Source organism: Phenylobacterium sp. T106, from assembly GCF_057219735.1.
Genome location: NZ_JBXVWA010000011.1, coordinates 97,288 through 112,179, shown reverse-complemented (window position 1 = coordinate 112,179; position 14,892 = coordinate 97,288). Strand labels below are relative to the sequence as shown.

Sequence of the window (14,892 nt, the reverse complement as noted above, 5' to 3'; positions counted from 1 at the left end):
GATGTCCTGGCCCTCGGCGGCATGGGCCATGAGGCCCCTCGCGAGCTCCACGCCTTCCACGCAGGCGTCGAGGACGCGCGCCAGGGCGGCGTCCATGCGCTCAGGGGTGAGGGCTTCGGCCATTGAGAACAAAGGTAGAACATCTATCCACCAAAGTCAAGCTTGGCGGCGGCGCCTTCCGGGGTGTGCCTGAGGCGCGGAGTCTATGGGTCCCGGCTCTCCGCTTCGCTTCGGCCGGGATGACAGGTCGAGTGATGGGGGGAAGGGTTACGCCAGCTGGAGGAAGGCCGGGTCGCGGAAGGGGGCGCCGGGGGTCATGCGCTGGTGGAAGCCCTCGACGCGGGGGCCGGCGCCGCCTTCTCGGGGGTCGTAGACGGCGTCCTCGCCGAAGAAGCGCAGGGTGAGCGTGCGGCGGCGGCCGCCCGGGTGCGTGGGCGCGCCGCCGTGCAGCATCTTGGGGTGGAAGACGATCAGGTCGCCCGGCTCGACCGGCCAGGCGACGATGTCCCAGGCGGCTCGGTCGGCCTCGATGTCGGGCAGGATCGGCAGGGACGACTTCGGGTGCGTGGGCAGGGTGTCGTCGTCCACGTCGAAGCGGGAGCCGTTGTAGAGCCGGCCGCGGTGCGAGCCCTTCACGAACTCCAGCGAGTCCGCCGCGGAGACGCGGTCGAAGGTGATCCAGGCCACGGCCAGCTGATCCCCGGCGACGGCGAGGTAGGATGAGTCCTGGTGCCACGGCGTCCGCCGCGCCTCGCCGCCTTCCTTGAGGAAGACCTGCTCGTACATGAACCAGACGGGCCCGCCGCCCCAGAGGTCGGCCACGATGCGCGGGATCGGGGACGCCTCCAGCATCTCGCGGTAGCCGCTAAGGACCCGCGGATTGTAGAGGTCCTGGTAGAAGGTGGCCGTGGAGCCCTTCGTGGGGATGTTGGAGGCGAGCGGCCCGGGATTGGCCACGCTCCACGCCCAGGCGGCCTCGGCGGCCGCGAGCGCCGGGGCGTCCAGCGCGCCCGGCAGGTGGACGACGCCGTCGCGGGCGTAGGTTTCACTGAGGTCGGTCATGCGGGCCTGTCATCGCGTTCGGGTCTGCCGCCCAGGTCGCCGGAGGACGCGGCGCTGAAGACCCCTCCACCCTGCTGCGCAGGGGAGGACCAATCCGTCGCCAGTCCTCCCCCACAGGGGGTGGGGGACCGCCGGAGGCGGTGGAGGGGGTCGGGGCTCGGCGCTCAAGACCCCTCCACCATGCTGCGCATGGTCCCCCTCCCCTTGCAGGGGAGGACCAATCCGTCGCCAGTCCTCCCCCGCAGGGGGAGGGGGACCGCCGCAGGCGGTGGAGGGGGGCGGAGCTCGGCGCTGAAGACCCCTCCACCCTGCTGCGCAGGGTCCCCCTCCCCTTGCAGGGGAGGACTGGGGTCGCCCGCTGGGAGCGGCGGCATCAGTCGTCCATCCGGAAGAGCTTCAGGGCGGTGAGGCCGACGACCTTCTGGGCGTCCTCGACCGGCAGGGCGCGGAAGACGGCCTCGATGGCGCCGCGGGTGTAGCCGAAGGTGCTTTCCTGGTGCGGGTAGTCCGACGACCAGAGCGCCGTCTCGACGCCGATGCGGTCCATGAGCGAGAGGCCCACCGGGTCGGTCATGAAGGTCGCATAGCAGTGCGCCCGCCAGTACCAGCTGGGCGGATGGGCCAGCTTCGGGTTCACCGAGGTGGGGAAGGAATTGTAGATCATGTCCGCGTCGTGGAGCATGCCCGGGATCCAGGAGAGCCCGGCTTCGACGAAGACCACCTTCAGGCCCGGGAAGCGGTCGAAGACGCCGCCGAAGGTCAGCGCCGCCCACTGCTGGCGGAAGCCCTGCATCTGGGTGAGCACCGAGACGCCGACGGCGCCCGGCTCGGCCGTGGGGATCGCCTCGCCGATGTGGAAGGCGAGCGGCAGGCCGCTGGCCTCGACGGCGGCCCAGAGCCCGTCCATCCGCGGGTGGTTGTACTGGATGGTGCGGCCGTCATCGAACTTGCCGGGCTTCAGCGGGATCATCAGGCAGCGCGCGCCCAGCTCGACGCAGCGGGCCACGCTCTCGGCGGCGCCCTCCGGGTCCCAGTAGCTGGGCACCATCACCGAGTAGAGGCGCTTCGGGGCCTTGGCGCACATCTCGGCGATGAAGGCGTTGTAGGCGCCGAAGACGTGCGGCTTGTTCTCGATCTCGCCGAACATCATCAGGCCGAACAGGCGCTGCGGGAAGATCAGCTCCTTCTCGACGCCCTCGACGTCGAGGTCGCGGAGGCGCGCGTCCACGTCGGTGAGGCCGGGGTAGCACTCCAGCGCCTGGCAGAGGTGCTGGGCGATCGGCTGCGGGGTCATCGACTTGCCGCCGATGGAGAGGTCCCAGCCGCCGTCCTTGAAGACCATGCGCGGGGCCTGGTCCTTCAGCTCGGGCGGGAAGCGGTCGACCCAGAGGTCGCCCTCCAGCATGTGGGAGTCGGCCGAGACGATGCGCGTGCCCGCCGGCCAGTCGCGCGTCCTGCCCTGCGGCTTGCGTTCCGCAGCGACCGGCTGGCCAACCTGCTCCTCGATCTCGAGGATGAAGCCGTCAGGCATGGCGCTTCCCCTGTTCTGTTGTTTCGACAAACTTATAACGCGATCAAGGTTTGGCAATCGGGAGACCGGCATGGCCGCACAGAATCCGTCGCTCGACGCGTGGCGCTCGCTGGTCGACCTGGACCGGCTGGCGGCCTGGATGGACGACCGGGGCCTGGAGGCGGGGCCCATCGAGGAGGCGGCGCGGCCGCCCGGCGGCACCCAGAACATCCTGCTCAAGTTCCGGCGGGGGGAGCGCTGGTTCATGCTGCGCCGGCCGCCGCTGGCCGCGCACATGAACGGCAGCGAGACGATGCGGCGCGAGGCCCGGGTGCTGGGCGCGCTGGCCGACACCGACGTGCCCCATCCGCGCCTGATCGCCGCCGAGGCGGGCGAGGACGTGCTGGGCGCGGCCTTCTACCTGATGGAGCCGATCGAGGGCTTCAACGCCACGGTGGGCCTGCCGCCGCTGCACGCCGGGTCGGCGCAGGTGCGGCGCGGCATGGGGCTTTCGCTGGTGGACGGCATCGCGGCGCTGGGGCGGGTGGACCACTTGGCCAAGGGCCTGGGCGACTTCGGCCGGGCCGAGGGGTTCCTGGAGCGCCAGGTGGGGCGCTGGAAGAAGCAGCTCGCCAGCTACCGGCAGTACGAGGGCTGGGCCGGGCCGGGCGAGATCGAGGGCGTGGAGGACGTCGGCGCCTGGCTGGAGGCGCACCGGCCGCCGACGTTCAAGCCCGGGATCATCCACGGCGACTACCACCTGGCGAACGTGCTGTTCCGGTTCGACGGACCCGAGCTGGCGGCCATCGTGGACTGGGAGCTGACCACCATCGGCGACCCACTGCTCGACCTGGGCTGGCTGCTCGCCACCTGGCCGCAGCCGGACGCCATCGCCACGGGCGCGGTCTCGGTGACGCCCTGGGACGGCTTCCCCACCGCCGATGAACTGGTGGACCGCTACGCCGGCCAGACCGACCGCGACCTGACCCACATGCGCTGGTACGGCGTGCTGGCCTGCTACAAGCTGGGCATCATCCTGGAGGGTACGAACGCGCGCGCCGCCGCCGGCAAGGCCGAGAAGGCCACGGGCGACGCCCTGCACAACCAGACCCTGGGCCTGTTCCGCCGCGCGCTGGGCTGGATCGGGTAGGCGGGGCCGGCGCGGGGGGCCCCTTTCCCACTCATCCTGGCAGCGGAGGACGAGACGTCCTCGCGCCCGAGGGCAGGGCTATCGCATAGGGCCGCCGGCCTATTGTGCGGACGCCGCAGGCGCGCGATTGAACCGCGGAGGACGCAGAGAAGAACGCAGAGCGCGCAGAGACCTCCGCGCCCTCCGCGCCACCTCCGCGATCTCTGCGGTTAAGCCGGGCGGCTCTTCCGCCCCTAACGCTCACCCGACCGCCATGCGATCGCCCCCCTTGCAGGGGAGGATCGGGCCGGCAGCGCATGCGCGGCGTGGCGGGAGGGGTTACATAGGCGCGGCATGTTGCGCGTCGCCGAACTGAAACTGCCGCTCGACCATCCGCCGGAGGCCCTGCCGGCGGCGATCTGTGCGCGGCTGGGGGTGGCCGAGGGCGACCTGGTGTCGTGGTCGGTGTGGAAGCGGGCGCACGACGCGCGGCGCAAGAGCGCGATCCTGAAGGTCTACATCGTCGACGTGGCCGTGAAGGACGAGGCCGCCGTGGCGCGCCGGCTGGCGGGCGATCCGCACGTGCGGCCGACGCCGGACACGAGCTACCGGCCGGTGGCTGCGGCCCCGGCCCGCCTGCCGCTGCGCCCGGTGGTGGTCGGCGCAGGCCCCTGCGGCCTGTTCGCGGGCCTGATCCTGGCGGAGATGGGGTTCCGGCCGATCATCCTGGACCGCGGCAAGGTGGTGCGCGAGCGGACCAAGGACACCTGGGGCCTGTGGCGGCGCAGCGAGCTGAACCCGGAGTCCAACGTGCAGTTCGGCGAGGGCGGGGCCGGCACCTTCTCGGACGGCAAGCTCTACAGCCAGATCAAGGACCCGCGGCACCTGGGCCGCAAGGTGCTGACCGAGTTCGTGGCCGCAGGGGCGCCACCCGAGATCCTAACCGAGGCGCACCCGCACATCGGCACCTTCCGGCTGGTGACCATGGTCGAGAGCCTGCGGGCCAAGATCGAGGCCCTGGGCGGCGAGTACCGCTTCCAGACCCGCGTCACCGACGTCGAGCTCGGTCCCGACGGCGCCGGCGGGCGGCGCGTGCGGGGCCTGCACCTGCACACGGGCGAGTTCCTGGAGGCCGACCGGGTGGTGCTGGCCGTAGGCCATTCGTCGCGCGACACCTTCCAGGCGCTGTACGACCGGGGCGTCCACATCGAGGCCAAGCCGTTCTCGATCGGCTTCCGCATCGAGCACCCGCAGTCGTGGATCGACCGGGCGCTGTTCGGCCCGTGCGCGGGGCACCCCGACCTGGGCGCGGCGGCCTATTCCCTGTCGCACCACTGCGCCAACGGCCGCACGGTCTACAGCTTCTGCATGTGCCCGGGCGGGACCGTGGTGGCCGCGACGTCCGAGCCGGGCCGCGTCGTCACCAACGGGATGAGCCAGTACTCGCGCAACGAGCGCAACGCGAACTCGGGCTTCGTGGTGGGCATCGGCCCGGCCGACTATCCCAGCGACCATCCGCTGGCGGGGATCGCGCTGCAGCGCGAGCTGGAGAGCCGGGCGTTCGTGGCGGGCGGCGGGGACTACTTCGCCCCGGGCCAGCGGGTGGGCGACTTCCTGGCCGGGCGCGCGTCCACGGCGCTGGGCGAGGTGGTCCCGAGCTACCGGCCGGGCGTGCGGGCGACCGACCTGGCGCCCCTGATGCCGGACTATGTGATCGCGGCCATGCGCGAGGCGCTGCCGGTGTTCGGGCGGAAGATCCCGCGCTACGACGACGACGAGGCGGTGCTGACCGGCGTGGAGACGCGCACGTCCTCGCCGATCCGCATCACCCGCGGGGCCGACTTCCAGAGCCTGAACGTGCGCGGGCTGTTCCCGGCCGGCGAGGGCGCGGGCTACGCCGGCGGCATCCTCTCGGCCGGGGTGGACGGGATCAAGGTCGCCGAGGCGGTGGCCCGCTCGATCGTGGCGGACGTGGCGGCCTAGGAGCCCCACCCGTTCAGACGGAACCGTCTGAACGGGAAAATGAGTCTCTAGATCAATAGCTTGAGCGCGTTCGGATCCGAAAACCGGTTCCCACTTTTCGGAACGCGCTCTAGCGCGCCTGCCAGCGGGCCGGCAGCCGGTATTCCGGGCGGGTCGGGCGCAGGAGGTCGAGGCCGACCAGGACGCCCAGGCCCATGAACTTCCACAAGGTCCGCAACGTCTGCATGGCGCCCTCCTGATCCGCCCACAACGACCAGCGGCGCCATTAGGTTGCGCGGAGTCGATGACGGTTCGGCGTCGGTCGTGGGGCATGGTCTTCGAGGGACCCCGCCACCGATGGGCCCGCACGGGATACCCGACGCCGTCATCCCGCGGCCTGTCCGCGGGATCCATGCCGGCGGCTGCGCAGGGGTTCGAAGGACAGCCGCGGCGGCGATCCTGCGACGTCGGCGGGCTCACAGCCCCGAGGAAGCATGGGTCCCGCGGACAAGCCGCGGGATGACGGGTTCGGCCGACGACGAGCCGCGGCCTGTGGCCGGAGGGACGCACTCTGCGGATATCGCCGGTCGGTGGGCGCCCGGCGGGGCGGCTCGACGGTTTTCCAGGGTAAGCGGCGCCGCGTTGAGCCCGTTGGGAGGAGCTGAAGTATGAAGCGTAACCTGTTCGCCGCCGCGAGCCCGCTTGCGGCGGGCCTTGCCCTGCTCGCCGCGCCCACAGGCGCGCTGGCGCAGACCGCCGGCGCCGCCGACGACACCACCGCGACGGTCGACGAGATCGTCGTCACCGCCCAGATGCGCGAGCAGAGCCTGCAGGACGTGCCCGTGGTGGTGACCTCGGTGAACGCCCAGCAGCTGCAGGACGCCGGCGTCCGCGACATCAAGGACCTGACCATCGTCGCGCCGGGCCTGACGGTGACCTCCACCAGCAGCTCGGCCATCACCACGGCCCGCATCCGCGGCATCGGGACGGTGGGCGACAACCCCGGCCTGGAGTCCTCGGTCGGCGTGGTCATCGACGGCGTCTACCGGCCGCGCAACGGCGTCGCCTTCAGCGACCTGGGCGAGACCGAGCGCATCGAGGTGCTGAAGGGCCCGCAAGGGACGCTGTTCGGCAAGAACACCACCGCCGGCGTGATCAACATCATCACCCGCCGCCCGTCGTTCGAGCTGGGCGCCACGTCGGAGGCGCAGTTCACCAACTACGACGGCTTCGGGGGCTCGATCTCGCTGACCGGCCCGCTGGTGGGCGACACCGTGGCCGCCCGCGTCTACGTCGCCGCCCGCGAGCGGGACGGCTATTACAAGACCGCCGGGAAGGACAACAACGACCAGAGCTTCTACACCGGCCGGGCGCAGATCCTGTTCGCGCCCACCGAGACCTTCGACCTCAACGTGTCGATGGACTACACCAAGCGCGACGAGCGCTGCTGCGGCGCGGTGCAGATCCAGAACGGCGCGACGCAGGCGATCATCAATGCCCTGGCGCCCGGCGGCATCGCCATTCCGCCCGACCCGGACTCGTTCCGCGACTACAGCAACCGCAGCTTCCTGAAGACGGTGAAGGACCAGGGCTGGGCGGCCGAAGCCAACTGGCGGACGCCGTGGCTGGGCGGGGCCAAGCTCACCTCGATCACCGCCCTGCGCCACTGGAGCCAGACGGGCGGCTCGGACGTGGACTGGACGGGCGCCGACATCCTCTACGCCCCCACCCTGCGCCTGAGCTCCAACCCCGGCTCGAGCAAGTTCCAGACCTTCACCCAGGAGGTCCGCCTGGCCGGCGCGACCGACAGGCTGGACTGGCTGGTCGGCGCCTTCTACTCGCGCGAGAAGCTGGGCCTGCACGTGCGCACCGTCACCTACGGGACCCAGTACGAGCAGTATGTGAACGCGCTCTTCGGCGGCACGCTGTCGCCGGTGTTCACGGGCCGGCCGCTGGGGACCACCTTCGTGGCGGGCCAGGGGCAGGACGACCTCTACCGGCAGACGGAAGAGGGCTTCTCGCTCTTCACCAACAACAGCTTCCGGATCACCGAGGGCCTCGAGCTGACCGTGGGGCTGCGCTACACCTGGGAGGAGAAGGACCTCAAGACCTTCTGGAGCAACACCGACGGCGGGATCGGCTGCGCCACGGCGCTGGCCCGCGCGGCGGCGGCCGGCGGTCCCCTGCCGGCGAACGGAAGCCTGATCCGGGCGGGCGGCCTCCTGGCCTCGGGCCCGTACCAGGTGCTCTGCGCGGCCTCGAACAGCCCCCGCTTCGGCCAGATCCGCAACAACGACCAATCGCTGGACGAGGAGAAGCTGACCGGCACCGCCAAGCTGGCCTATCGCTTCTCGCCCGAGGTGATGGCCTATGCGTCCTACGCGCGCGGCTACAAGGCGGGCGGCTTCAACCTGGACCGGATCGCGACCACGAACCAGACGGTCCCCGGCCAGCCGACCGAGCCGGTGCTCGACACCAGCTTCGCGCCCGAAACGGTGGACTCCTACGAGCTCGGCCTGAAGAACACCCTCTTCAACCGCAAGGTCCTGCTGAACGTCACCGGCTTCTACCAGCGCTACGACGACTTCCAGCTCAACGCGTTCAACGGCCTGGTCTTCACCGTGGCCTCGGTGCCGAAGGTGATCTCCAAGGGCGTCGACCTGGACTTCATCTGGTTCACGCCGATGGAAGGCCTGACCCTGAACGGCGGCGTCACCTACGCCGAGACCTACTATCCGCGGAGCACGCCCGCGCAGCTGGGCGGCAACCTGCCGGGCTCGCGCCTGTCGCTGGCGCCGCTGTGGTCGGGCTCGCTGGGGGTGACCTACGAGCGCAACCTCAGCGACGATCTGATCGGCCGCGTCGCGGTGAACGCCAAGAGCGTGTCCAGCTACAACACCGGCTCGGACCTGGACCCGGTGAAGAACCAGCCCGGGTTCACCCTGGTCAACGCGCGGGTGGGGCTGGCCTCGGCCGACAAGCGCTGGGCGGTGGAGGCCTTCGCCCAGAACCTGTTCGACGACGTCTACTACCAGGTGGGCTTCAACGCCGTGCTGCAGTCGGGCTCGTACGACGCCTTCCTGGGCCAGCCGCGCACCTACGGCGTGGCGCTCCGCTTCACGTACTGACGCGGACGGCGCCGGCGGGGAACCGCCGGCGCCGCGGTCGGCGGTTTTGGCGCCACCGGGAGGAAGCTCCGGTCCTCACCCTGCGGGCGCATTTGCACGGTCCTCCCCTGCAAGGGGCGGGGAACCCTGCGTCAGCAGGGTGGAGGGGTCGCTGCCGCCGTGGGTCGGCCCCCTCCACCGCCTTCGGCGGTCCCCCTCCCCCTGCGGGGGAGGACTGCCGCTGGCGACCTCGCGGTCTCGGCGGTGGATCGGGCTTCGTCGCGGCGGCTGGCCGCTGACACGGATGCACCGCCTCCGGCCAGCGAGACTGGGCCAGGGAAGCGTTGCCGGTGTCCCGGATCCCCTCGGCGCCGTCATCCCGCGGCGTGTCCGCGGGACCCATGCCGGCGGTTGCGCCGGGGCCCGCCGATCAGGCGCGACGTCGGTCCTGCGATGTGTCCTGGCTCACAGCTGGCGCAAGCATGGGTCCCGCGGACGAGCCGCGGGATGACGGTACAGGTTCAGCGACGTCGGTAGGGCCGCCGCCGCGGAGGGCGGCGCCCGTCTAGTTCCGCGCGGTGTCCACCAGCTTGTTCTTGGTGATCCAGGGCATCATGGCGCGCAGGCGCTGGCCGACGTCCTCGATCTGGTGCTCGGCGTTGCGGCGGCGGGTGGCCTTGAAGCTGGGCTGGCCCACGGCGTTCTCGGCCATGAAGTCGCGCACGAAGCGGCCCGACTGGATGTCCTCCAGCACCTTCTTCATCTCGGCCTTCGTCTCGGGCGTCACGATGCGCGGACCGGTGACGTACTCGCCGTACTCGGCCGTGTTCGAGATCGAGTAGTTCATGTTCGCGATGCCGCCCTCGTAGATCAGGTCCACGATCAGCTTCACCTCGTGCAGGCACTCGAAGTAGGCCATCTCGGGCGCGTAGCCCGCCTCGACCAGCGTCTCGAAGCCGGCGCGGATGAGCTCCACCAGGCCGCCGCACAGCACGGCCTGCTCGCCGAACAGGTCGGTCTCGCACTCCTCACGGAAGTTGGTCTCGATGATGCCCGAGCGGCCGCCGCCGATGGCGGACGCATAGGCCAGGCCCAGGTCCATGGCGTTGCCCGACGCGTTCTGGTGCACCGCGATCAGGCAGGGCACGCCGCCGCCCTTCTGGTACTCGCCGCGCACGGTGTGGCCGGGGCCCTTGGGCGCCACCATGAAGACGTCGACCGTGGACTTGGGCTCGATCAGGCCGAAATGGACGTTCAGGCCGTGGGCGAACAGCAGGGCCGCGCCGTCGCGGATATTGGGCTCGATCTCGTTGATGTAGATGCCGCGCTGCAGTTCGTCGGGCGCCAGCACCATCAGCAGGTCGGCCCACTTGGCCGCGTCGGCCACGCTCATCACCTTCAGGCCGTCGGCCTCGACCTTCTTGGCGGTGGCCGAGCCGGGCTTCAGCGCGACCGCCACGTTCTTCACGCCGGAGTCGTGCAGGTTGAGCGCATGCGCGCGCCCCTGGCTGCCATAGCCTACGATGGCGATCTTCTTGTCCAGGATGCGGGAAATGTCGGCGTCGCGGTCGTAGTAGACGCGCATGATTGTTCTCCTAGGACAAAGAAAGCTGTCGCAACTGCGCAACGGCGGTGCGGAAAAGCCGGGGGTGTGAAGCGGTTTTTTGCCGGCAGGTCAAGATAGCCCCTGAGCTCCGGGCGGCTCACGCGCGCAGGCGCGCCATGGCGAGGGAGTCCACATAGGCCCCGTCGCGCCAGGCGTAGTCGCGCAGCAGCCCCTCGCGCGCGAAACCGAAGCGTTCGTAGAGGGCGATGGCGCGGGCGTTGTCGGCATAGACGTTCAGCTCCAGCCGGCGGACGTTCCACCAGCGGTCGGCCAGGTCGACGACGGCCGCCATGAGCGCCGTCCCGACGCCTCGGCCCGCGAAGGCGTCGTGAACGGCCATGCCGACGCCGGCGGCGTGATGGCGGCGGTGATGCGGCTCGCGGTGCAGGCCGATCATGCCCACCACGCGCCCGTCCATCTCGGCGACCAGCATCCGGTTGTTGATGTCCGTGGCGTCGAAGCGCGCCTCGCGGAGCGCCACGGGCGTGAAGGGCGTCTGCAGCGTCCCCCAGACGGCGCGCGGCTGGCCCAGCACCTGCGCCACCTGCGCCATGTCGGCCGGCTCGCCGGCGCGGACGGTGATGTCGGTCGTCTCGCTCATGATCGTCTCCGAGGGCCGGAGGACGGGGGCATGAAAAAGCCCCGTCCGGATCCCGGCGGGGCTGGTGGTGGTTCGTCCGCGGCCTTCGTTCGCTAGCGCAGGACATCCCTCACCGGCCCGCCGGGGGCGGTGGCGTTGGGAAGTACGCAAAGGGCGAACATCGCGCGCATCGCGGCGACCATAGCCGCAACGGCGAAGCATGGCAAAATCGCGCGCATGATCGAGGTGACCCCCGCCATCACGCTGGAGGACGACGAGGTGCAGGTGCGCGCGGTCCGCGCCTCCGGGCCCGGCGGCCAGCATGTGAACAAGGTCTCGACCGCGATCGAGCTGCGGTTCGACGTGCGCGGGTCGCCGTCCCTGCCCGAGGGCGTGCGGGCGCGGCTGGAGAAGCTGTCGGGTTCGCGGCTGACGCTGGAGGGCGTGCTGGTGCTGGTGGCCCAGTCCCGGCGGTCACAGGAGATGAACCGGCAGGAGGCGCTGGAGCGGCTGCTGGAGCTGATCCGCAAGGCCGCCGAACCCCCGCCGCCGCCGCGGAAGAAGACCAGGCCAACCTATGCCAGCAAGCTGCGCCGGCTGGAGGGCAAGTCCAAGCGCTCGGGCGTCAAGGCCATGCGCGGCAAGGTGCGCAGCGACGACTGAGCGGCTGCGGCGGGCGCCCCTCCCCCGCAGGGCGGGGCCATCGCGTATGAAGCGCCAGGGGCCTGAACCCCTCGCCGCCTTCGGCAGAGCTCCCCCTGCAGGGGCATTGGCACGGTCCTCCCCTGCAAGGGGAGGGGGACCCTGCGTCAGCAGGGTGGAGGGGTCTTGGGCGTCGGGGGTAGCCCCCCTCCACCGCCTTCGGCGGTCCCCCTCCCCCTGCGGGGGAGGATCGGACCACTGGCTTTGGCCCCCGGGGGCGAAGGCTGCAAGAGGAGGCGCGGCGGCGTCGCCCGGGGGCCCTCCCCGGGATCGGGTGCGTATGGGTCCCGGTCTTCGCCTTGGGCGAAACCGGGATGACAGCCGTGAGGGGCCGCCCGATCGCCAGCGCCCCTCTCTGGGGGAGCTGGCGGAGCGAGCGGGGGACCTATTCGACCTCGACCACCTCGGCGTCGCCGACGTGCTTCTTGATGCTCTCGATGGCCGACTTGGCGCCGGACTTCGACGCATAGCCTTCGGTCGAGAAAATGGTCTCGGAATTGTACTTGAAGCGGACCCGGAACTCGCCGGCCTTGTCCTTGTAGATCTCGAACTTGTGCGCCATTCCGGCCTCCACTGCTGAGCGCCCCCGCTCCGTTATGGCAAAGCTCCGCCGGGTTGGGGAGGCGTCTCTCGCACCCGACTACCCATCCTGTGTAGTGGAGCCGGCAGGGTCTCAGGACAACCGGAGGTAGCCCCCCTAACACCTTGGGTATCAGGACGTACATCCTGACGTCGCAGAAACTTGTTGACTCTACCGTACGATGGCCTTCCCCTTAAGATGTCATTAAGCTGATCAATGGCCCTCCGTCGCAAGACGTCGGGAAATATATCCCGCGCGTAGATCCGCGCGAGAACGCATTCTGCTGGCCCTATTCAGACGATGGGGGTGTCTATGGCGACTGCAGTCTCGTATCCTGGTGTCTACATCGAGGAAGTTCCGAGCGGCGTCCGCGCGATTACCGGCGTAGCCACGTCAGTCGCCGCCTTCGTGGGCTTCACATCTCGCGGACCGACGAACACACCCACACAGATCTTCAGTTTCGCCGACTTCGAGCGGCGTTTCGGAGGTCTGGACCTGGACAGCGACCTTTCCTACGCGGTGGCGCAGTTCTTCCTGAACGGCGGGACGCAGGCCTGGATCGTGCGGGTGGCCGCCGGCGCGGCCGAGGCGGCCATCAACCTGCGCAGCGACCCCGGCGGCGACGTCGTGCTGACGGCCACGGCGCGGTCCGCCGGGCTGTGGGGCAACAACCTGCGTCTCAGCGTCGACTACGAGACGTCGAACCCCGCCAGCCTGTTCAACCTCACCGTCGCGGAGGTGCAGGAGCGCAACGGGCGCGCCGCCGTCACGCGCTCGGAGACCTACCGCAACCTCTCCATGAACGCCGCGGCGGCCAATTACGCGGTCGACACCGTCAACGCCGCCTCGAACCTGATCCGCCTGGAGCGGCCTGGGGGCCTGCCCTTCGGCCCGGCGGCCACGGCCATCAGCGGGGTCATCACCCAGGCCGAGCTGGACCGTCTGGGCGACAACGCCCGTCGGCTGGCCATCGCGCTCGACGGCGGCGGGGTCGCGGAGTTCGATTTCCTGGGCGAGGGCGACGCGCTGGTCGGGAACTTCCAGGCGCAGATGGACGACCTGGCGGGCCGCATCCAGGCCGCCGTCCGCGCCATCGATCCGGGCGTCGACGCCTACGCCGGCTTCACCTGCACCGCCGACGTGGACGGGGCCAGCGCGGTCCTGGTCTCCACGTCGGGCACGCCGGCCGGGAGCGAAGAGGAATCCGCGGTCGCCTACGCCAGCGCGAGCCGGCGCAACGCGGCCGGCGTCCTGCGGCTGGGCGCGGCCAACGGCGGCCGCGAGACCACCGGCGCCGCCGCCGTGCGGCCGGCCCAGACGGGCACGGCCTGGGCGCGCCAGGATCCGCCGCCGCTGGACTTCGGGGACCTGGACAGCCCCGCATCGCTGGACGTCGATCTGCTGGATGCGGCCGGCGGGGTCATGCACAACGAGGTGCTGGCGCTCTGGCCGGACGACGCGGGCCGGCCGCCGGATCTCGCCCGGCTGCGCACCCAGCTTCAGGCCGCCTTCGCCGCCTCGACCCGGCCCGAGCTCGCGGGCGCCCGGGTGGGCGTGGGCGACGGCCAGATCGTGGTCGTCCCAGGCGGTGCGAACCCGGCTGTGCGCCTGAGGTTCAACAGCGGGCCGGAGGCCGCGGGGGCCGACCTGACCGCCGGAGCCTCGGCGAACGTGGCGGCCTACCAGCTGGGCGTCGGCGCCGTGCTCGAGGCGCAGAGCGACCCTGTTCCCGGCGCGGACGGAACCCCGCCCAATCCGGTGCAGCTGCTGGGCAGCCGCGCGGACAAGACCGGGCTGTTCGCCCTGGAGGACGTGGATCTCTTCAACATCCTGACGCTGCCCAACCAGTCCGACCCGGCGCTGCAGGCCGCCGCGATCGCCTACGCCGCCGAGCGCCGCAGCTTCGTGCTCCTGGACCTGCCGGCCACGGTGGACACGGTGGAGGAGGCGCGGGCCTGGCTGACCGCCAACGGGGCGCTGCGGCATCCGAACGCGGCGGCCTACTTCCCCCGGATCCGCGCCGCCGATCCCCTGCTGAACAACCGCGTGCGGGGCTTCGCCAACTCGGGCGCCATCGCGGGGACCTACGCCCGCACCGACGCCCAGCGGGGGGTCTGGAAGGCGCCGGCCGGCACCGAGGTGGCGGTCCGCGGCGCGCAGGGGCTGGAGTATGTGCTCAGCGATCCCGAGAACGGGGTGCTGAACCCGCTCGGGCTCAACTCCATCCGCGCCTTCCCGGCGTTCGGCCCCGTCTCGTGGGGCGCGCGGACGCTGGCCGGCTCGGACGCCCTGGCGTCGGAATGGAAGTACGTGCCGGTCCGCCGGCTGGCGCTGTTCCTGGAGGAGAGCCTCTACCGCGGGACCCAATGGGTGGTCTTCGAGCCGAACGACGAGCCGCTCTGGTCGCAGATCCGCCTGAACGTCGGCGCCTTCATGCACAACCTGTTCCGGCAGGGCGCCTTCCAGGGCAGGACCCCGCGCGAGGCCTACCTGGTGCAGTGCGACTCCACCACGACCACCCAGGACGACATCAACCTGGGCATCGTGAACATCGTCGTCGGCTTCGCGCCGCTGAAACCCGCCGAATTCGTGATCATCAAGCTGCAGCAGCTGGCCGGCCAGGCCGGCGCCGGCGCCTGACGAAAGGACGCGCG

Annotated in this window: 10 protein-coding genes; 5 read left to right on the top strand and 5 right to left on the bottom strand. The window is 70.9% G+C overall.

Features of this window, described 5'->3' with window-relative positions; translation table 11 throughout:
• Window positions 1-267: 267 nt before the first annotated feature.
• Together AC2D8W_RS20140 and AC2D8W_RS20135 are read right to left on the bottom strand one after the other, a co-directional pair.
• Complete coding sequence (locus tag AC2D8W_RS20140) at window positions 268-1,062, bottom strand: phytanoyl-CoA dioxygenase family protein (RefSeq protein ID WP_293481655.1); 795 nt, start codon at window positions 1,060-1,062, stop codon at window positions 268-270.
• 373 nt (window positions 1,063-1,435) lie between these two features.
• Window positions 1,436-2,593 (bottom strand): amidohydrolase family protein, encoded by a 1,158-nt coding sequence (locus tag AC2D8W_RS20135; protein WP_484673036.1) that lies wholly within the window; start codon window positions 2,591-2,593, stop codon window positions 1,436-1,438.
• 70 nt (window positions 2,594-2,663) lie between these two features.
• Between AC2D8W_RS20135 and AC2D8W_RS20130 the strand changes: the two genes are divergently transcribed.
• From AC2D8W_RS20130 to AC2D8W_RS20120, 3 genes are all read left to right on the top strand, one after another.
• A complete protein-coding gene (locus AC2D8W_RS20130; RefSeq protein WP_484673035.1) occupies window positions 2,664-3,722 on the top strand; it encodes a phosphotransferase family protein in 1,059 nt (352 codons plus the stop codon).
• Window positions 3,723-4,055: 333 nt separating this feature from the next.
• The gene (locus AC2D8W_RS20125) at window positions 4,056-5,684 is read left to right on the top strand and encodes an NAD(P)/FAD-dependent oxidoreductase (RefSeq protein ID WP_484673034.1); all 1,629 of its coding nucleotides are present in this window, start codon (window positions 4,056-4,058) and stop codon (window positions 5,682-5,684) included.
• A gap of 647 nt (window positions 5,685-6,331) precedes the next feature.
• Window positions 6,332-8,791 (top strand): TonB-dependent receptor, encoded by a 2,460-nt coding sequence (locus AC2D8W_RS20120; RefSeq protein ID WP_484673033.1) that lies wholly within the window; start codon window positions 6,332-6,334, stop codon window positions 8,789-8,791.
• A gap of 544 nt (window positions 8,792-9,335) precedes the next feature.
• On the opposite strand, the gene ilvC is transcribed toward AC2D8W_RS20120, so the two are convergent.
• Both ilvC and AC2D8W_RS20110 read right to left on the bottom strand, forming a co-directional pair.
• Window positions 9,336-10,355 (bottom strand): ketol-acid reductoisomerase, encoded by a 1,020-nt coding sequence (gene ilvC / locus AC2D8W_RS20115; protein ID WP_293481649.1) that lies wholly within the window; start codon window positions 10,353-10,355, stop codon window positions 9,336-9,338.
• A gap of 118 nt (window positions 10,356-10,473) precedes the next feature.
• Window positions 10,474-10,977: a GNAT family N-acetyltransferase gene (locus AC2D8W_RS20110; RefSeq protein WP_484673032.1), complete on the bottom strand. Its 504-nt coding sequence runs from the start codon at window positions 10,975-10,977 to the stop codon at window positions 10,474-10,476.
• 216 nt (window positions 10,978-11,193) lie between these two features.
• On the opposite strand from AC2D8W_RS20110, the gene arfB reads away from it, so the two are divergent.
• Complete coding sequence (gene arfB, locus AC2D8W_RS20105) at window positions 11,194-11,619, top strand: alternative ribosome rescue aminoacyl-tRNA hydrolase ArfB (protein ID WP_484673031.1); 426 nt, start codon at window positions 11,194-11,196, stop codon at window positions 11,617-11,619.
• Between the two features lie 424 nt (window positions 11,620-12,043).
• Here the strand turns inward: arfB and AC2D8W_RS20100 are convergent, their stop codons facing one another.
• Window positions 12,044-12,220 carry a YegP family protein gene (locus AC2D8W_RS20100; RefSeq protein WP_484673030.1) on the bottom strand — a complete coding sequence of 59 codons (177 nt, stop codon included), beginning with the start codon at window positions 12,218-12,220 and terminating at the stop codon, window positions 12,044-12,046.
• Window positions 12,221-12,550: 330 nt separating this feature from the next.
• Here AC2D8W_RS20100 and AC2D8W_RS20095 point away from each other — a divergent pair, with 330 nt between their 5' ends.
• Window positions 12,551-14,878, top strand: coding sequence for a phage tail sheath family protein (locus AC2D8W_RS20095; protein WP_484673029.1), 2,328 nt, complete (start codon window positions 12,551-12,553; stop codon window positions 14,876-14,878).
• Window positions 14,879-14,892: the final 14 nt, after the last annotated feature.